General features: G+C 36.1%; 18 protein-coding genes. 5 read left to right on the top strand and 13 right to left on the bottom strand.

Annotated elements, in window-relative coordinates:
* The first annotated feature begins 13 nt into the window (after positions 1–13).
* The gene (locus tag LKL37_RS17770) at positions 14–2629 is read left to right on the top strand and encodes an MGH1-like glycoside hydrolase domain-containing protein (protein ID WP_431611802.1); all 2616 of its coding nucleotides are present in this window, start codon (positions 14–16) and stop codon (positions 2627–2629) included.
* A 79-nt stretch (positions 2630–2708) separates the two neighbouring features.
* Here the strand turns inward: LKL37_RS17770 and LKL37_RS17765 are convergent, their stop codons facing one another.
* The 7 genes from LKL37_RS17765 to LKL37_RS17735 form a co-directional block, all read right to left on the bottom strand.
* Positions 2709–3128, bottom strand: coding sequence for an OsmC family protein (locus LKL37_RS17765; RefSeq protein ID WP_431611801.1), 420 nt, complete (start codon positions 3126–3128; stop codon positions 2709–2711).
* Positions 3129–3155: 27 nt separating this feature from the next.
* Positions 3156–4478, bottom strand: coding sequence for a DUF58 domain-containing protein (locus tag LKL37_RS17760; RefSeq protein WP_431611800.1), 1323 nt, complete (start codon positions 4476–4478; stop codon positions 3156–3158).
* Between the two features lie 66 nt (positions 4479–4544).
* A complete protein-coding gene (locus tag LKL37_RS17755) occupies positions 4545–5576 on the bottom strand; it encodes an AAA family ATPase (RefSeq protein WP_185126174.1) in 1032 nt (343 codons plus the stop codon).
* Between the two features lie 114 nt (positions 5577–5690).
* A complete protein-coding gene (locus LKL37_RS17750; RefSeq protein WP_431611798.1) occupies positions 5691–6848 on the bottom strand; it encodes a hypothetical protein in 1158 nt (385 codons plus the stop codon).
* Positions 6849–6859: 11 nt separating this feature from the next.
* Positions 6860–7651, bottom strand: coding sequence for a DUF4129 domain-containing protein (locus LKL37_RS17745; protein WP_431611796.1), 792 nt, complete (start codon positions 7649–7651; stop codon positions 6860–6862).
* Complete coding sequence (locus tag LKL37_RS17740) at positions 7644–8606, bottom strand: DUF4013 domain-containing protein (RefSeq protein WP_431611795.1); 963 nt, start codon at positions 8604–8606, stop codon at positions 7644–7646. The genes LKL37_RS17745 and LKL37_RS17740 overlap by 8 nt, the downstream gene beginning before the upstream one ends.
* Entirely contained in the window at positions 8590–9573 is a 984-nt protein-coding gene (locus LKL37_RS17735) for a stage II sporulation protein M (RefSeq protein WP_431611794.1), read from the bottom strand. Before LKL37_RS17735 ends, LKL37_RS17740 begins: the two co-directional genes overlap by 17 nt.
* A gap of 28 nt (positions 9574–9601) precedes the next feature.
* On the opposite strand from LKL37_RS17735, the gene LKL37_RS17730 reads away from it, so the two are divergent.
* The gene (locus LKL37_RS17730; RefSeq protein ID WP_431611793.1) at positions 9602–10351 is read left to right on the top strand and encodes an RDD family protein; all 750 of its coding nucleotides are present in this window, start codon (positions 9602–9604) and stop codon (positions 10349–10351) included.
* A 125-nt stretch (positions 10352–10476) separates the two neighbouring features.
* A complete protein-coding gene (locus LKL37_RS17725; protein ID WP_062673684.1) occupies positions 10477–10767 on the top strand; it encodes a GNAT family N-acetyltransferase in 291 nt (96 codons plus the stop codon).
* On the opposite strand, the gene LKL37_RS17720 is transcribed toward LKL37_RS17725, so the two are convergent.
* The 5 genes from LKL37_RS17720 to smpB form a co-directional block, all read right to left on the bottom strand.
* Positions 10756–11727, bottom strand: a complete 972-nt coding sequence (locus tag LKL37_RS17720; RefSeq protein ID WP_431611791.1) for a glycosyltransferase family protein — start codon at positions 11725–11727, stop codon at positions 10756–10758. The genes LKL37_RS17725 and LKL37_RS17720 overlap by 12 nt on opposite strands.
* On the bottom strand, positions 11728–12552 hold the full coding sequence (locus tag LKL37_RS17715) for a UDP-2,3-diacylglucosamine diphosphatase (RefSeq protein WP_431611790.1): 825 nt from the start codon (positions 12550–12552) through the stop codon (positions 11728–11730).
* 57 nt (positions 12553–12609) lie between these two features.
* Positions 12610–13350 (bottom strand): YebC/PmpR family DNA-binding transcriptional regulator, encoded by a 741-nt coding sequence (locus LKL37_RS17710; protein WP_431611788.1) that lies wholly within the window; start codon positions 13348–13350, stop codon positions 12610–12612.
* A gap of 95 nt (positions 13351–13445) precedes the next feature.
* Positions 13446–14963, bottom strand: a complete 1518-nt coding sequence (locus tag LKL37_RS17705; RefSeq protein WP_431611787.1) for an OmpA family protein — start codon at positions 14961–14963, stop codon at positions 13446–13448.
* A 77-nt stretch (positions 14964–15040) separates the two neighbouring features.
* Positions 15041–15499, bottom strand: coding sequence for an SsrA-binding protein SmpB (gene smpB, locus LKL37_RS17700; RefSeq protein WP_180565796.1), 459 nt, complete (start codon positions 15497–15499; stop codon positions 15041–15043).
* Positions 15500–15620: 121 nt separating this feature from the next.
* Between smpB and LKL37_RS17695 the strand changes: the two genes are divergently transcribed.
* On the top strand, positions 15621–17243 hold the full coding sequence (locus LKL37_RS17695) for an ABC-F family ATP-binding cassette domain-containing protein (protein WP_431611786.1): 1623 nt from the start codon (positions 15621–15623) through the stop codon (positions 17241–17243).
* 80 nt (positions 17244–17323) lie between these two features.
* On the opposite strand, the gene LKL37_RS17690 is transcribed toward LKL37_RS17695, so the two are convergent.
* On the bottom strand, positions 17324–18136 hold the full coding sequence (locus tag LKL37_RS17690) for a M48 family metalloprotease (RefSeq protein ID WP_431611785.1): 813 nt from the start codon (positions 18134–18136) through the stop codon (positions 17324–17326).
* Between the two features lie 277 nt (positions 18137–18413).
* Here LKL37_RS17690 and recJ point away from each other — a divergent pair, with 277 nt between their 5' ends.
* Entirely contained in the window at positions 18414–20126 is a 1713-nt protein-coding gene (recJ, locus tag LKL37_RS17685; protein ID WP_431611784.1) for a single-stranded-DNA-specific exonuclease RecJ, read from the top strand.
* The last annotated feature ends 53 nt before the right edge of the window (positions 20127–20179 follow it).

The following is a 20179-nucleotide window of genomic DNA, read 5'->3' as shown; positions in this document are numbered from 1 at the left end:
AAAATGATGAGATATGACCGCTGAAAAAGAAAGATTACAAGATACCAAATGGAAAAACTGGGGACCTTATGTAAGCAACCGGCAGTGGGGAAATGTACGCGAAGATTATAGCCCGAACGGGAATGCCTGGAATTTTACCAATCATAATAATGCCGAAAGCTATGCCTACCGCTGGGGTGAAGAAGGTATTGCCGGAATTTCTGATGTAAAGCAGATTTTTTGTTTTTCGTTTTCGTTTTGGAACAAGAAAGACAAAATGATAAAAGAAAGGTTCTTCGGATTGAGCAACCCCCAGGGGAATCATGGGGAAGACATCAAAGAAATCTTTTATTATCTGGATAATACACCTACTCATAGCTATATGAAAATGGTTTACAAATATCCAATCAACGAATTTCCTTACGATGACCTTATTGCAGAAAACGGGAGACGCAGTAAAAAGGAACCGGAATATGAAATTTTCGATACCGGAATTTTCGATAATGATGAATATTTTGATATTTTCATTGAATATTGCAAAGCCGATCACAATGATATTTTTGCCAGAGTAACGATCTGCAACCGAAGCCAGCATGAAGCTCCTATTCTGGTAGCTCCTACTGTATGGTTCAGAAACAACTGGAAATGGGGATATAATACTTATAAAGGAGAACTCAATGCTTCTCATGATGGAAGTATAAACATTGCTCACGACAGTATTTCTATCAAGAAACTGTATTCCAGAAACTCAAATGCACAAAGTCTATTCTGTGATAATGAAACCAATACTTCTAAGCTTTACGGAGCTCCCAGAAGTGAAAACACCTATTTCAAAGATGGAATCAATGATTTCATTATTCATAAAACAGATACAGTAAATCCCGAAAAAAGAGGTACAAAAGCTTCTTTACTGATTGACGAAGTTATTGGAGCAGGAGAATCAAAAGTTTTTGAATTCAGATTATGTCCTGAGGGGACAGATGAACCTTTTGAAAACTTTGATGAAATTTTCAATACTCGGCAGGCTGAAGCTGAGGATTTTTATAAAGAAGTTCAGAATGACACCGTAAACGAAGATGAAAGAAATGTCCAGAGGCAGGCTTTTGCAGGACTGCTTTGGAATAAACAGTTCTATCATTATAATATCGGAAAATGGCTGAAAGGTGATCCCAACTTTGAAGCCCCAAGAAATTTCAACGAATATGTAAGAAATACAGAATGGAATCATCTCCACAATAAGGATATTATTTCCATGCCTGACAAATGGGAATATCCATGGTATGCTACGTGGGATCTGGCATTTCACTGTGTTCCTTTTTCTATCATCGATGCAGAATTTGCTAAAGGACAGCTTCTGTTACTTACGAAAGAATGGTATATGCATCCTAACGGCCAGCTTCCTGCCTATGAATGGAATATGAGTGACGTGAATCCGCCCGTACATGCGTGGTCATGCTTCCGTGTTTTTAAAATTGATGAAAAAAATAACGGAAAACCGGATTTATTATTCTTAGAGAAAGTATTTCAGAAACTGCTTCTTAATTTCACGTGGTGGGTGAACCGAAAGGATAAAAACGGGAAAAACATCTTTGGAGGAGGTTTTCTTGGTCTCGATAATATCGGAGCTTTTGACCGAAATATGGAACTAAAGGACGGCCAGCACCTTGAACAGGCAGACGGAACAAGCTGGATGGCAATGTATGCACTGAATATGATGCGTATTGCGATGGAACTTGCCCAATATTACCAGGTCTATGAAGATATGGCGATCAAGTTTTTTGAGCATTACCTTTATATTGCTGAAGCGATGGAAAATCTGGGGGAAGGAACGAAAGGTCTCTGGAATGAGGAAGACGGATTCTTTTATGATGTACTACAGCTTGGAAACGGAGACAGCGTCTCTTTAAAACTAAGAAGTATTGTAGGTTTGATTCCTATGTTTGCCGTTGAGATTGTGGATCATCATTTACTGGAAAAGATGCCTAATTTCAGAAGCAGAATGGAATGGATCTTAAAAAATAAACCGGAACTCACCAAACTTGTTTCCCATTGGGACGAGGAAGGGCAAGGCCGAAAACACCTGATGAGCATCCTGCGTAAAAACAGACTAACAAAGGTTCTGACCAGAATGCTTGATGAAAATGAGTTCCTGAGTTCTTACGGAATCCGTGCTATGTCTAAGGTATACGAGGAAAATCCTTTTGTCTTCTCAGTGCACGGAAAAGAAAATATAGTATACTACACACCTGCAGAAAGTGACAGCCGAATGTTCGGAGGAAACAGCAACTGGCGCGGACCCATATGGTTTCCTATCAACTTTCTGATTGTAGAAAGTCTGCAACGCTTCCATTTTTATTATGGAAACAGTTTAAAAGTAGAATTCCCAACGGGAAGCGGTGATAAAAGAAATCTTGATGAAGTGGCTCAAAATATCAGCAAAAGACTTTGTTCCCTGTTTTTAAAGGATGAACATGGGCAAAGAGCCTTTAATGGTGGTAATCCCAAGTTCAATTACGATGAACATTTCAGAGATTACATTACCTTCTTTGAATATTTCCATGGAGACAACGGCCGTGGTGTAGGTGCATCTCACCAAACAGGATGGACTGCTACTGTAGCGAAACTGATAAAACCAAGACTTACCTTTTAATCAACAATGAGTAATAGGTAATGAGCAATAAAAAAGCCGGATGAATCATCCGGCTTTTTCTATTTTTTTAAATGAGAGATTAAATTTTTTCTCCGTTCACATATACTTCGTATCCGATTTCTACATTCGGTTCCAACGTTTTTGATACGGAACAGTATTTTTCAAAAGAAAGTTCTGCTGCTTTCTGTGCCTTTTTAGGATCAATTTCTCCTTCTAAAAGGAACTTAACGTTAATCGATTTAAAAGGTTTTGCATCATCTACCTGTACTCTTTCTCCTTCTACTTCAGCCTGGAAACTCCTGATTTCCTGACGCTGCTTCTTCAGAATAGAAACTACATCAATTCCGCTGCATCCAGCCACTGCCATCAGTACACTTTCCATGGGAGAAACTCCTTTTGCTCCCGGCTGGGAAGTATTATCCAAAAGAATAGAATTTCCCTGAGCGTTGGTACATTCAAATAAAAAATCGTCGTTTATTCTGTTAAGTGTAATTTTCATTATTTATTGCTTATTACTTCTACAAAGTTATAAAATTCCTCTTGCTTTTATCTCCAAATATTTATTGATAACATCGATATTCAAATTTTCCGGAAGAGTATAGACCGTATAAATTCCATATTTACGGAGTTCCTGGATGATCAGTTTCTTTTCAAATTCAAATTTTTCAGCAATGACCTCATCATAAATTTCCTGCATATTCTCAGGATTTTTGTTGATCAGCGTCTGTAGTTCTGAATTTTTAAAAAATACGACTACAAGCAAATGGTTCTTAGCAATTCCACGAAGATATTTCAGCTGCCGGTTCAGCCCATCCAGTGTTTCAAAGTTGGTAAAAAGCAGAATTAAACTTCTTTGATTGAGGGAATATTTTACATCCTGATACAAACGGTTGAAATCACTTTCGAAGAAATCTGTTTTAATGTTGTAAAGTGCTTCAGAGATTTTCTTCAGCTGTCCGGATTTGTTATCAGCGGCAATTTTATTTTCAGCTTTCTTGGAAAAAGTCATCATTCCTGCTCTGTCTCCTTTTCTCAAAATAATATGAGAAAGTGCCATCGTGGCATTAATGGAATAATCCAGTAAGCTTAGTCCGTTGAAAGGCATTTTCATGGTTCTTCCTTTATCAATCAGCATAAAAATACGCTGTGATTTTTCATCCTGAAACTGGTTTACCATCAGACGGTTGGTCTTGGATGTTGCTTTCCAGTTGATCGTTCTGATATCATCTCCGGGAACATATTCTTTGATCTGCTCAAATTCCATGGTGTGTCCCAGCTTTCTCACTCTCTTGATCCCACCTAATAAAAATTCACTCTGAATGGCCATCAGCTCATATTTTCTGAGATGAATAAAAGACGGATAAGACGGCAGCACAGCATCTTTCTGGAAAATAAATCTTTTGGAAATTAATCCCAATGGTGATGATGCATAGACATTCAACCCTCCGAAATGATATTCTCCTCTTACTTTAGGCTCTAATGAATATTGAAAGAAGGTATTCGCTCCTGAAGCAATCTGCTTTTCGATCAGAAAATCTCTTTTCTGAAACTGAAACGGGATTTCATCAATAATCTTAGTATTTATGGTAAAGCTGTAATTATTCTTGATATCAATTTTTACAAAATTCTCATCTCCGTTGGACAATTTTTCCGGCAGAATTCTTTGGACCCGTAATGCATTCTTTTGATTAAAAAGCAACAGAAAATCTACCATTGCCGCCAGAAAGCAAATCAGGAGTGCAATATGGGCTACCCACATCAGCACCGGAAAGAAAAATGCCAGGACATACAGGATCCCCACTCCGATGAGTGCAAAAAAGAAACGTGTATTGATGTATAAGTTTTTCATTGGTTAGGGATTAGGATTTAGGATAAAGGGATCTGGGATTATTACCCATCCACTTCTCTCTATTACCTATCTCGGTATTTCAATTCCTTCTAAAATCTGGCGGATAATTTCATCAGCGGTAAGTCCTTCCATTTCTCTTTCGGGAGATACAATTACCCTGTGTCTTAAAACAGCGTAGCTAGCTTCTTTAATATCTTCAGGAGTTACAAAATCCCTTCCTCTTAGTGCTGCAAATGCTTTTGAAGCTGTAAGAAGTGCCAGTGATGCTCTTGGAGAAGCTCCCAGATATAAGAATTGATTTTCTCTGGTATTGATGATAATTTTAGCAATATATTCCATCAGCTGAGCTTCCACAATGATTTCTTTTACCAGATGCTGGTAGCTCTTCAACTGTTCGGCTGTGATAACCCGGTTTACCCCTTCTGTTTTATCTTCTTTTTTACTTTCGTGCTGATTTTTAATGATCGCTATTTCCTGCTCAAGATTAGGATATCCTACATTGATTTTGAATAGAAAACGGTCCAGTTGAGCTTCCGGAAGCCGGTATGTTCCCTCATGTTCAATCGGGTTTTGTGTAGCAATAACCAGGAAAGGCTCTTCCAAAATATAACGTGTTCCGTCCATTGTGATCTGCCTTTCTTCCATTACTTCAAATAATGCAGACTGTGTCTTTGCCGGTGATCTGTTGATCTCATCAATCAGGATGAAATTGGAGAAGATAGGTCCTTTTTTAAATTCAAATTCTGAATTTTTCACATTGAATATGGATGTTCCCAGGATATCAGAAGGCATCAGATCCGGAGTAAACTGGATTCTGCTGAAACCTACGTCAATGGTTTTGGCTAATAATTTCGCGGTGATTGTTTTCGCTACTCCCGGAACGCCTTCAATAAGAACATGACCGTTCGAAAGTAATGCTGCCAAAAGGTGTTCAATCATTTTCTCCTGCCCTACGATTACTTTTCCGATCTCAGATTTTACTTTCTCCAGGCTTGCACGAAGTTCAATCATATCGATTCTCGACTGAAACTGTTCTTCCTGTTTATTAAGATTAATAGAACTTTCGTTTTCTATGTTGGGGTTATCAAAATTTTCCATAATAAATTTTCATTGGTCAGCCTAACAATGGATCTCTATAACTACTTTATTCAAGTGAATTGTAGTTATCAGCATCGAAAAACTGTTGCATCTTTAGGTTATTATATTCTTCTATTATTTAAGTATTTCATCAAGGAGCTTATTGATCCTTGTAAGGTCTTCCTTCATTACACTGGCGTAAGGATCCTGAGCTTTTTTGATAAGCCCTATTGCTTCACTGATCATTTCCACTGGCTTTCCAGTTTTCAGTTGTAATTTTTTTGCAAATTCTTCGTCTAAATTCTGGGTATCTATCAACAGATCCATTCTCACTTTGTTCAGAAAATATTGTGCCTTCTTGGCCATCATATCATGAAAATCACCTTCCTGAAGATACAGATTTCCAATACTTTTCACAAAATCCAGAGACGTATTTTTTAACGGCTCTTCTACAGGCACTATTCTCTGCTTTCTCTTTGCATTAAAGAAAATGAAAAGGATAAATCCTCCTAAAAACACCCACCATGCATATTTTAAAGCCGGATTAGACAGTATAAATCTCATAAAGAAACGGGATGCAGAACTTTTGTTGGATACAAACCAAAGAGTTTCTCTATCCTGTAAATACGAAAATACATCCTGAGCGTATTTTACATTTCCCGGTTTCAGAAGACAATAATTGGTCAGGAAAAGAGGTTCGGTGTGAGCATAAATATATCCTTTTCCAAACTTCACTTTGATAAAGTTGGCCTGATCTGTATTTTTTTTCTCTACCGTTTTACCAAGTACTTCCACTTTGGGTTTGATAAATGAGAATCCTCGGCCGGATGGAAATTTATCCAGTTTTATAAAATCATTCTGAAATTTTTTATCCGTAAGTTTCAGGACATTTTCTTCTTCAAAAGAGATTTCAGAATCATAATATCCAATACTGTCTGAGACCTCTTTAGGCATACGGGTTACCATCAGCATTGCATCTGAACCTTCAGATACCTGAGTCAGAATTTTATTCCAGGACTCTCTGTCAATATCATTTTCAATAACTACAATATTGTGTGGGGTCTTTTTATGCTGGCTGTAGTATTCGTAAGGTATCTGCTCAATCTTCTTCAGGTTATTTTTAAAAAGATCTTTAGCTTCATTATTAAAAACAAACAACCCAAACGGAGACTTTTCGTTGATATCAAAATTCTTCCGCCAGTCTGTCGTTTCTTTTTTGTTAACTTCAAGCAATGCCAAAACAATCATCACAATGACGAAAATTACAGCATATGTTTTGAAAGTTTTATTCATGGTTACTATTGTTATGGTTTAAATGCCTGATACTGATTTTTAAATTTCTGATAGCTTTCTTCTTCAATATTAAATTCTCCATACCAGACATAATCAAAGATATAAGAAAGATTAGAGAAGTCATTTTTCAGATGAGGAGCTTTTAACTCTGTGGCATAATCCTTATTTGTTTTCTCTGGATTCCAGTTGATCAGCTTTTTGTCGCTCAGCTTTTTAAGAACAAACAGAAATTGGTAACGAACGGCAGAACGGTAATCTCCTGCATGTTCAAATTTCGCAATACTTTCCGGAAAATTGATTTCATGGATATTCTCATGGAGTTCCTGTACATTGAGATCCAGCTTTTTATTCTTTTTGCCAAAAATAAAATTCCCGTCTTTTCCCATGATATATTTAATGATAATATAAAGCAGAAATCCTACAAGAAGAATGGCAAACAAACGGATAAGAACAGTGGTAAATTCTCCCGACTTACTGAGCGTAGTTTCACCAAAAATACTCTGTATGATCTGATCCAGTTTTCGCATCAGCTTCTGAAAGAAAGATTCTCTCGGTTTTGATACTGAATAATCAAACTCCTTTCCTTTATATCTTGACGGGACATTCTCTCTGAATGTTTTCGGATAAACCTCATTTTCCGATACCGGATTTTTCATCAATACAGAATCTGCACGCAGCATATTTCTGTAATGTCCGGTAGTATATAATGAATCTACCAGATCATCAGAATCGGAATTATCATCCTGAGCATGAACCAGCCCAAGAGAGAAAAAAAGCAGTATGAAAAAAAGAATTCTATTCATTGATTCCAATCGTGTCTATTTCTGCCAGTTCTACTTTCTGATGAAGATCTGTTCTGCTGTCATAATACATCAATCCTGCATTCACATACATCAGGTTTGAAAGAAAAAATGAAAGCAGCATCGAAATTCCGTAAAATACAAAAAACAGGATGCCCGCAGCTCCGGTAAAAGGATTCTGCTCAAAATTTCCGTCCGGTGTAGAGGTGAGAAGTGATCCGTAAAAGAATATCATCGGAATAAATGTGAACACAGAAGTTACCATGTAAATAATAATAAACATCACAAATGCAGATCCCCAATATTTCCAATAGGGTGATTTCTCACTTCCATTCGGGTAAGAAAACTGAGAACGCAAAGCATAGCTCAAACTCCCCCAGAAACCTCTGTTTGAATTAAAATAATCATACATCAGAAAGGTAGTGAAATTAAATATCGTAGGATAAAGCAGCAGGATCAGAAACAATCCGATAATAATAAAAATAAGAATGTAAGAAAAACCTACAACAAATAAAATTGCAGGAGTAACAATAAAGATCATTCCAAGGCACAGCTTACCAATTCTTCCGGCATTGTTTTTAAAGTCACTCAGAATTTCATCAGCCTTTATCTTTTCAGCTCCCTGTGCGATTCTTTTTAAATAAAAAACAGGATACAGGTAATTGACAATCATCAGAATCATAAAAAGCAGGAAAGTAAGCAACCCTACTGTAATCAGCATTCCTGAATTTTCCGAAAAATATTGTTCAAAATAATAGGTTTCACCACTAAGATTGGAACCGAATATCTGCGAAAAAAGTTCCTTATACCCGAAAATCATAACAGTTACCATTAAGATCAAAAGCAAGCCGTTGATCAGAATATAGTTCTTAAAATAATTCTTTCCGTATAATTTGAAAAAATTGAAACTATCGCTGATGAAAGTTCCAAAATCTCTTTTTTTATAAAATTGTATCATTGATGTGTTTATTAGTTTTTTTGTAGACAACAGACGGATATACAAAATAGTAGAATCCGATAATTGCCAATGAGCCAAAGATAATAACCAGATTCAGAAACAAAGGCATCTTCAAAGCATGTCTTGTTACGTAACCTTCTATAATCCCTGCACAAATAGTGAAAGGAACAGTACTTAAAAATATTTTAAATGAATCTTTAAATCCTTTTTTAAAAGAGTTAAATCTTGAAAACGTTCTCGGAAATAAAATAGAAGCTCCCAGAATCAATCCGCACATCGCTTCTACTACCATGGCAAAAATTTCAAAAACTCCGTGAAGCCAAATTCCCCTTGCACTATCTTTCAATGCTCCGTAATCATAGAAAAAATATTGAAAAGCTCCCAGCATCACACTGTTGGAAAGCAAAGCATACAATGTTCCCACCCCTCCGGCAATTCCATAAATATATAATTTTGCCCCAACCTGAATATTATTAAAAATAATCCCGATGGTACTTCCCCAGGTACTTCCACTCTGATAAACACCTACAGCATTGTTATTTTTAATATTTTCAACCGTTTCATTCACATATCCTTCACCCAGAATAATATTGACAAAGCCTTTATCATAGATTGCAGAAAGCACTCCTATTGAAGTAAATAAAATGAAAAAGAGAAATGCGTACATCAGATATCTCCGGTACTGATACATCAGCAATGGAACCTCAGTTTTAAAAAAATAAACCAGCCTGTTCTCCTCTACTCTTTTTGTTTTATAGATCTTCTGAAAAATCTGGGCAGATAAATGATTCAGATACACTGTGGTGTTACTTTTAGGATAATAAGTCTGGGCAAAAGAAAGATCGTTGATCAGGTTTATATACAATGAAGACAGGTCATCAGGATTTTTTTTAATTTTCCCTTGAATAACCTGTTCGATTCCCAACCATTTTTCTTTATTTTGTTTAATGAAATAAACTTCTCTCATAATTATTAAGGCTAAAATAATAAAAAATATGTCTCAAATTGCGATAAATACCTCACAAAATGTAAATATTAATTTTAATATTGCTGGTGTAGGAGAAAGGATGCTTGCCTTCATTATTGATCTTCTGATCAGGATTGCTTATGTGGTAATTGTTCTCTATTTATTCTTCAACATTTTCGATTTGGGATATATTTTAGACGGCCTTGATGACTGGTCTATACGAGCTGTATATCTTATCCTTACCTTCCCTATTTATATTTATCCTCTTGTTTTGGAAAGCCTGATGGAGGGCCAGACTCCGGGTAAAAAACTGATGAAAATCAAAGTGGTGAAAATTGACGGTTATCAGGCAAGCTTCGCAGATTATATGATCCGCTGGGTTTTCAGAATTGTAGATGTTTCATTTGCAGGAGTCATAGGGCTGATTTCTATGATTGTTTCTAAAAATAACCAGCGTCTGGGTGATATTGCTTCCGGAACGGCTGTTATTTCTTTGAAAAACAACATCAATATCTCTCATACCATCCTGGAGAATATCCATGAAAATTATATTCCTTCTTTCCCTCAGGTGATTGCTTTGAGTGATAACGATATGAGAATCATCAAAGATAACTATACCAAAGCTTTGAAAGTAGATGACCGGCAGATCATCAATAAGCTTTCCGATAAAATCAAAAGTATCCTGAAGCTGGAAATAGATGCTACTAAAATGACAGAAAGACAGTTTATCAATGTAATTATTAAAGATTACAACTACTACACTGGAAAAGATAATTAGGAGAGTCAATGGGCAATTTTGCTTCGCAAGCGAATTGTCAATCAAGAATTGACCATTCCCGATTGCTTATTGCTTATGCAAAGCCCGGTGTAATTTTTGTATATTTATCATTAAAGCCCTGAATCATGAAATTTGAAAACAATAAATCTGGAAACGGCGGAGTTCTTACGTTAAATAATGAAACAAAAGAAGTAGGAAGACTTACGTATACTATTTTTCCTGAAGATCATAAATTCATTATCTCTTTTGTATTGGTACACCCGGAATTTGAAGGCAGAGGAATGGGAAAATTTTTAGTGGAAGAAGCTATCAAATTTGCAAGAGAAAACAATTGGAAAGTATATCCGCACTGTTCCTATGCAAGATCCGTGATGATGAGAATGAGTGATGTGGATGATATATTTTTAAAGAATTAAAACTTCATTGAGCAGGATATGTTCAATATCATCCGGATAATCTACTTTTAGATGATGATCAGAAGCTACCCACTCCATAATTTCCTGAAGATTTAAAACCTTGGAATTAGGTATTCCCATTTTGTCAAGAGCACATGCATTGCATTCCTGTTCATATTGATTATGGATAGGAATCACAAATAGTTTTTTGTCCATAAACAATGCTTCTGCAGGACTTTCAAAACCTGCGTTGCACAAAATTCCATCACAGCCTTCAAAATATTTCAAATACTGGGTTTCATCAATAGGAAATACTTCTACATTTTTTACCTTCACCTGTACTTTGCTGTATTTTGAAAACACTTTCCATTCTACAGGAATTTTTCTTAAAATCTTAATAATATTCTCATCCGCAAAACTGGGAAGATAAACAAGATAATATCCCTGCTTGTAAGGATTAAGATTTCTGATTTTCCTTCTGATAACAGGTTTTTTGATCTGCGGATGGTAATTTTCAAAATGAAATCCTATTTTCCTTTCGCTGGGAACGTAGTATTTTAAAATCATTTCTCCCAGAAAATCTTTTTTCTTAGGCTTTGGTGTTTCCGGAAAACTCATGGAAGCCTGATGGCTGAGTTCTATCATCGGAAGATTTTTCAGTTTGGAAGCCCAGCCTGTCAAAGGTTCATAATCATTGATAATTAAATCATATTGTGACAGTTCCAATTCTTTGATTGTTTTGGCCGCTTCAAAAAATTTATTTTCGGTAAACGTTTTTCGGTACGATAAACCGCCTGTTTTATTATAAAGAAGAGAAATGCCTCTGTATTGGAAATTAATGTCGAAATCAGCCTTTAATTGCGATTGATGTCCACTGATCAATGTATCAACAGTTGCGTGTTTTTTAAGAATAGGAATAATTTCCTGTGCTCTGGCAACATGGCCGTTTCCAGTACCCTGGAATGCATACAAAATCTTCATTTAGGAAAAGTTGGTTACAATTTTTAAAAGAGCAGAATTATCCATCTCCGGGATGTCTTCCGCTTCATCATCTTTCAGCAAATGTTTATGCTCATCATAGTAAAAAATCTTCCATTCTTTATCATGATACTCTAAAGCAGACAGATTTTCAATCCAGTCACCGGAATTTAAATAAGTACAGGCTCCTTTTTTATTGGCCACTTCACGAATCTGCGGCTGGTGGATATGTCCGCAAACCACATAATCATACTGATTGTCAATGGCCAGCTCAGAAGCTGTAAGTTCAAAATCTCCGATATATTTTACTGCTTTTTTCACATTGTTCTTTATTTTTTTCGAAAAAGAGTATTTCTCTCTACCCATTTTTTCTAAGAACCAATTTACAACATTATTGATAATAATCAGGAGATCGTAACCCTTTCCGCCAAGTTTGGCGATCCATTTTGAGTGCTGGACGGATGCATCGAAAACATCACCATGAAATATCCAGGCTTTTTTCTGATCGATATTCAGACAGACTTTATTACAGACTTTAAGTTTACCCAGTTCAAAATCGGTGAACTTACGGAACATTTCGTCATGGTTGCCTGTAATATAATACACCTCTGTGCTCTTGGTAGCCAATGAAAGAATCTTTCTGATTACCTTCAAATGAGGTTTAGGGAAGTAAGACTTTTTAAACTGCCAGATATCAATAATATCACCGTTTAAAACTAAAGTTTTGGGCTGGATAGAATTGAGATATCTTAACAGTTCTTTAGCCTTACATCCATAAGTTCCCAAGTGAACATCCGATATAACAACTAATTCAACGTTTCTTTTCATAGTTTTGTACAAAGAAACTAATTGAAAATTAACTGTATATGAATGCTATATTATTTTTTATAAAGAGTTCATCAGCTCTTCTGTAATTTCCATATTGTGGTAAACGTTTTGAACATCATCGTCCTCTTCGAAACGCTCAAGCATTTTCATATTAGCTTTGAACTGTTCTGCGTTCACTTCTTTTGTATTGTTTGGAATTCTTTGAAGTTCTGCACTTTTTGCTTCAATTCCAAGATCATCTAATTTGTGAGATAAAGAACCGAAATCTTCAAAAGCAGTGGTAATCATTACTTCTTCTTCGTCTTTTTCTACATCTTCTGCTCCTCCATCAATCATTTCCATTTCAAAATCATCCCAATCCATTTTGATCTGAGCCAAATCAATGGTGAAAATTCCCTTTCTGTCAAAGATAAATGCCAATTCACCATTTTTACCCAGGTTACCGTCAAACTTATTGAAAACAGCTCTTACATTCGCTACCGTTCTTGTTGTATTGTTTGTAGTACATTCTACAAAAAAAGCAACACCACCTTGCCCATAACCTTCATAAGTGATTTCTTCATAGTTTTCTGCATCTGCACCACTCGCTTTCTTAATTGCTCTTTCTACATTGTCTTTAGGCATGTTTGCTCCTTTCGCATTCTGGATACATCTTCTCAGCGCCGGATTGGCTTCTGGATCTGCACCACCAGCTTTTACAGCCAATGCAATATCTTTTCCTATTTTGGAGAATGTTTTGGCCATTTTATCCCATCTGGCCATTTTAGAAGCTTTTCTATATTCAAATGCTCTTCCCATTTTAATTTTTAAATTTCCAACAAAATTACTTAAAAGTCTACAAAAAAAAAATACCCCCAATAAAATTGGAGGTATTCATTATTTAGAAAAATTAATTATTTTTTCTTTTTAACTACTTTTTTAGCAGGAGCTTTCTTACCTCCTTTTTTTACAGCTTTTTTAGTAGCTTTTTTTGCTGGAGCAACAACATCAGATTTTTGATATTTGTTCCATTCACTGTCATCACCGATGTATCTAACAGTTACTTTTCTATCAGCTTGTCTTTCAGCATCAGATGCAGATTCTGCAACTTTAGCATTTTGCTCACCAATACCAACTGATTTCAATGCGTTAACATCTACACCTCTTGCATCTAAAGCAGCAACTACAGAAGCAGCTCTTTCTTTAGATAATTTCAAGTTATAAGCATCGCTTCCTTTTTTGTCAGTTTCACCAACTAATAGGAATCTACCTCCATCTTTCTTGATGATTTCAGAAGCAGTATCTAAAGCACCTTTAGATTCAGGTCTGATAGTAGCTTTGTTGAAATCGAAGTATACGCTCTTAAGGTTCTTTTCAACGTCAGTAGCTGTTACTTCTTTTGGCTTAGGACATCCGTTGTATTCTGGAAGACCTGGAACAGTAGGACAAGCATCATCTTTATCTAAGATACCGTCACCGTCTGTATCTGGCCAAGGACAACCGTTGTTTTCAGCAGGACCTGCTACTGTAGGACAAGCGTCATCTTTGTCGATTACACCATCACCGTCAGTATCTGGCCAAGGGCATCCGTTGTTTTCAACTGGACCTGCCACTTCTGGACATTGATCGTCTTTATCTGGAACTCCGTCACCGTCAGTATCAGGACATCCTTGGAATTCTGGTAAACCTGGAGTATCTGGACAAAGGTCATCTTTATCTAGGATACCATCCTTATCTCTATCTCTGTTTCCGAATCTGAATAAGATAGAAGCAGAAGCTTGCCAGAAGTTAGCCACTGTAGAGTGGTCACCTGGAGTTGATACATAATCTCCCTGAACACCAAGACCGAAGTTCTTAGTTACCCAGAAGTTAGCACCAGCACCTGTAGCTACAGTAAAGTGGTTAGCTTTACCATTTTCGTTACCATCCTTACCATTTGATACATTTTCGATTGGATTACCGTTAGCATCTACAGCAGTTCTAGGAAAAGTAAGAGCAGTATAATCATGTCTTAAATAGTTAGCACCAACTCTTAAATATGGATCAAACCAAGATTCTTCGTTCCATAAAAGACCTGCAGCGTGAGCCTGGAAACCTAGACCTGTCATTAGGAAAAATTCTTTCCCCATGTTGAATCTTTTGTTTTCAACATTTCCAACAGAAGTCTGCCAGTCAATTACTAAACCTTTACCAACGTTTCTAGCAACTGTTAACTTAGATAATGGAGGTGTAATAGAGAAATTGTTCACATTGAACATACTCTTTGTCAAATTGTTAGCAGAGAACGTATTACCGAAGCTTGCACGTGCTGCTACGTGGTTTTCTGCATGAGCACCAACTCCGATTAACCACGGATTGTTGGTAGTCTGTGCGAAAACAGTAGAGGCAACAGTAAGCGCCAATGCTGAAATTCCTAATTTTAGATTTTTCATAGAATTAAATGATTAAATAATTGATAATGCAAAATAAATATAATTTTTCTTTATATACAAAGTTTTTCAAATGATTTTTAACTTTTCTTTAATATTCTGTCCAGGTTCCGTTTATTTTCTCTATCTTTTATCGCCTCTCTTTTATCGAAAAGCTTTTTCCCTCTACTAAGTGCTATCAGCACCTTTGCTTTACCTCGGTCAGTGATATATAATTTTAAAGGTATTATGGTGTTCCCAGCATCCTTTAACTTTTTTTCAAGTTTTTGCAATTCTTTTTTGTGCAAGAGCAATTTCCGTTCCCTTTTTGTTTTATGATTGTAAAAAGTTCCTAATTTATACTCATCAATCATCATGTTAATGATGTATAATTCCCCATCAATAAACTGACAGAAGGATTCTGTGATGGATGCTTTGGAAGAACGTAAAGATTTTATTTCTGTACCCGTCAAAACCATTCCGGCTTCGTATTCTTCCAGAATTTCATATTCAAAACGGGCTCTTCTGTTTAATATGCTAACTGTTTTCTCAATCTTCATCATTTTAAAATTTCGTTAATGAAATATATAAAAAATACCATACATTTAAAAACTTGACTATTATATTATTACAGAATACCCAAATTCTTTTCGTATTTTTGCGCCAAATTTACAAAACTATATGTTAACAGTATCTAACTTATCTTTACAATTCGGGAAAAGAGTTCTTTTTGACGAGGTAAATATTATGTTTACCAAAGGAAACTGCTACGGGATCATCGGAGCAAACGGTGCGGGAAAGTCTACATTCCTGAAAATATTAACAGGAAAGCAGGATCCTACAACAGGGCATGTATCTCTGGAACCAGGGAAAAGAATGTCAGTTTTGGAGCAGGATCACTTTGCTTTTGATCAGTATACTGTTCTTGAAGCTGTTTTGAGAGGTAATAAGAAATTATTTGAGATAAAAGAGGAAATGGATGCGTTATACGCAAAAGAAGATTTCTCTGATGAAGATGGTATTAAGGCCGGTGAATTAGGTGTAATTTATGATGAAATGGGAGGATGGACTGCAGAATCTGATGCACAGACTATGCTTTCAAACGTTGGAATCAAAGATGATATGCACTGGCAAATGATGAGCGAGCTTGAAAATAAGGACAAAGTAAAGGTTCTTTTGGCTCAGGCACTTTTCGGAAATCCTGATGTATTGATTCTGGATGAGCCTACCAACGACCTTGACATTGATACCATCTCATGGTTGGAAGATTTCCTTGCTGATTACGAAAACACTGTAATCGTTGTATCTCACGACCGTCACTTCCTTGATACGGTTTGTACACACATCGGTGACTTGGATTATGCTAAGCTAAACCTTTACACAGGTAACTACTCTTTCTGGTACCAGGCTTCTCAATTGGCAACAAGACAAAGAGCTCAGGCAAACAAGAAAGCTGAAGAGAAGAAAAAAGAACTTCAGGACTTCATTGCAAGATTCAGCTCTAACGTTGCTAAGGCAAAACAGGCTACTGCAAGAAAGAAAATGATCGACAAATTAAATATTGACGATATTAAGCCTTCTTCAAGAAGATACCCTGCAATTATTTTCGAAATGGAAAGAGAAGTAGGGGATCAGATTTTAGATGTAAAAGGTCTTGAAAAAACAAAAGATGGAGAATTATTATTCTCAAATATCGATCTTAATCTTAAAAAGGGTGACAAAGTAGCTATACTTTCTAAAAACTCTTTAGCGATTACAGAATTTTTCGAAATTCTAGCGGGAAATGTTGAAGCCGACAAAGGAACTGTTGCCTGGGGAGTTACAACGAACCAATCTCACATGCCTTTAGACAATACAAGTTTCTTCCAGGAAGATCTTAGCTTAGTTGATTGGTTAAGACAATTTACTAAAAATGACGAAGAGCGTCACGAAGAATTCATGAGAGGATTCTTAGGAAGAATGCTTTTCTCAGGAGATGAAGCTTTGAAATCTTGTAAAGTACTTTCAGGAGGAGAAAAAATGAGATGTATGTTCAGTAGAATGATGCTTCAGAAAGCAAATGTTCTTTTATTGGATGAACCTACCAACCACTTAGACCTTGAAAGTATTACCACTTTGAACAACTCACTGTCAAACTTCAAAGGAAATCTTCTATTGGCTTCTCATGACCACGAAATGCTTTCAACAGTCTGTAACAGAATCATTGAATTGACTCCAAACGGAATCATCGACAGAGAAATGACTTACGACGAATATCTTGCTGATAAAAAGATAAAAGAATTAAGAGAAAAAATGTATTCTTAATCGAACAACATTAAAATCTATATAAAAATACCTCAAAGCAATGCTTTGAGGTATTTTCGTTTAAACAATAAATAAAATAATTATTTCGTCAGTTTTGCAGTAGGTAAAGAAACGGTTCCCGGATCTTTCCACAATCCGTCTTTCTCTGCTCTCTTTTTGATAGCTTCTGCTCTTTTATTGCTATCCGGGTGAGAATTGAACATTTTCTCAAAATTAGTCTGTGTACTTCCCTCTGAAAGCAAAGCTAATTTTTTGAAGGCTGAATAAGCTCCTACCACATCGTATTTATTAGCTTTCATAAAATCATATGAATAAGTATCTGCTTCAGACTCTTGTTTTTTACTGTGTGAAGCATCTAAAAATGCATTCGCCATTTTCCCTACCTGACTCTCATTAAGAGTAGCCACAGCAGAAGAAGCCGATGATGCTGCATCTAAAGCTGCTGCTTTCAGATAAGCAGATTTCATTGCATCTTTTGTATCCTGATTTTTTACGTGCCCGATCTCATGCCCGATTACTGCAAGCAATTCATTATCTGTCATGATATCCATCAGAGAAGAGAATACACGTACACTTCCGTCTGCACAGGCAAATGCGTTAATATCTTTTACTTTATAAACTTTATAATTCAAATTCAGACCGTCCTGAGACTTATGCTTTCCAAACAGTTTGTTCAGTCTCACCGTATATGGATCTTTAGGACCTGCAACGGCATTATTCTTATCCATCCAGTCTACTGATTCTTTGGATAATTTAATAGCATCTTCGTTGGTAAATGTTAAAGCTTTTGCACCGTTTGAAACCATCCCGGCAGCTTTTCCAAGATTGATTTTCTGTGCATTGATCGAATACATAGCCCCCAATAACATAAGGCTTAAAGTAATTTTTTTCATATTTATTTAAAATTTGGAGCACGAAGATAACCTTTTTCAACAATTATAAAGTCAAAATTACACCATATCTTTTCCAGAGATTATTTTTTTATTTTTAAAAGGAAAAATAAAAGTTCATTCGCTTTTATTTAAATCAAAATGATTATAAAAAAACAGATGCGGATATCATTTTTATTTATCAGTATAAAGTTTATTAAGGTTCATGCAGCTCATTTTTAAAATCTAATTTGCTGATTTTTAAAGCCGCTTTTAGAACTTTTTTCCTTATTTTTGTGAAATGAGTCAAAAATGGATTTACAAGCCTGAACCCGATGAGGAAGTTGTGGACGGACTAAGTTCGTCACTTGGTTTTGGTACTTTTGAATCTAAACTTCTCGTTCTGAGAGGAATTGACAACTACCAAAAGGCCAGAGAATTTTTCAAACCAAATCTTAACGATATACACAACCCATTTTTAATGGCAGATATGCAAAAAGCTGTAGAGCGTATTGCAACCGCAATTGAAAATGGTGAAAAAATATTGGTATATGGTGACTATGATGTGGACGGAACCACAGCTGTTGCCTTAATGTACCTTTATCTCAGCAAGATTGTTGAGAAAAAATATTTAGACTATTATATTCCGGATAGAAATTCTGAAGGATATGGAATTTCTACAGAAGGAATTGATTTTGCTAAAGAAAACGGTTTTTCATTAATCATTGCTTTAGACTGCGGAATCAAGGCACTGGACATGATCAGCTATGCCAGCAATCAGGGTATAGATTTTATTATCTGTGATCATCACCTTCCCGGTGATGAGATTCCTAATGCGGCCGCAGTACTTGATCCTAAAAGAAATGACTGCCGATATCCGTTCAAAGAACTTTCAGGATGTGGTGTTGGTTTTAAACTTTGCCAGGGGCTTAATACAATTTATAAGTTACCGGAAGCAGAATTATTTGAGCTGACAGACCTTCTGGCGATCTCCATTGCTGCAGATATTGTATCTATGACAGGAGAAAATAGAGTTTTGGCTAAAATGGGATTAAAAACACTTAGAAAAACCAGAAATCTTGGATTAAGATTGCTGATTCCTGAGGACAAGCTTTCTCATTTTGAAATTTCCAATATTGTTTTTGAAATAGCTCCTAAAATCAATGCTGCCGGAAGAATATCTCACGGTAAAGCAGCCGTAGAATTGATGGTTTCCGACAATCTGAAACATGCGAACCAGATTGTGAATGACATCATGGACCTCAACGATGAAAGGCGTGAACTGGATATGAATTCCACACTTTCAGCCTTGAACCAAATCATAGAATCTCAACAGGAAACAAAACATACGACTATTGTTTACCATCCTGAATGGAACAAAGGTGTAATTGGGATTGTAGCCTCAAGACTTATTGAAACCTATTATAAACCAACACTCGTATTTACCAATGGTAATAACGGGGAAATGGTGGCTTCAGCAAGATCTGTTTCTGACTTTGATGTACACGAAGCGCTTGATCTGTGCTCTGAATATTTCCTTAAATTCGGAGGACATCATGCTGCTGCCGGTCTTTCGATGGAAAAAGATAAGTTTGATGCTTTCAAGGAAAAATTTGAGAGAATTGTTTCTGAAAAAATCAAAGACCATCAGAAGGAACCTTCCATTACCATTGATACGGAAATTAAGATTGATGAAATCAACAGAGAGTTTATCAATTTCCATAGAAAACTGGCTCCATTCGGGCCTCATAATATGAAACCTATTTTTACCCTGACAGATCAAAAGCTTTCAGGCTATGTAAAAACTATGGGGAAAGACAATAATCACCTTAAGTTTTATATCAAGCAGGAATCTACAGGACGAAATATTGAATGTGTCGGATTCAAACTGGGACAGTTTGTTGAAGATTTTAAAAATAAGAATTTTGATCTTGCTTTTACATTGGAGGAAAATCACTGGAAAGGCAATGTAACGCATTATCTGAACATTAAGGATGTAAAATTCAGGGAGTAAGAAGGTTACAGGTAGTAAAAGCCTGCACAAAGATAAAATTCTGATCAAAATAT

It is taken from the genome of Chryseobacterium sp. 'Rf worker isolate 10', assembly GCF_050753305.1.
In the GTDB taxonomy this organism is placed as follows: domain Bacteria; phylum Bacteroidota; class Bacteroidia; order Flavobacteriales; family Weeksellaceae; genus Chryseobacterium.
This window is presented reverse-complemented; position numbering and strand designations above follow the sequence as displayed.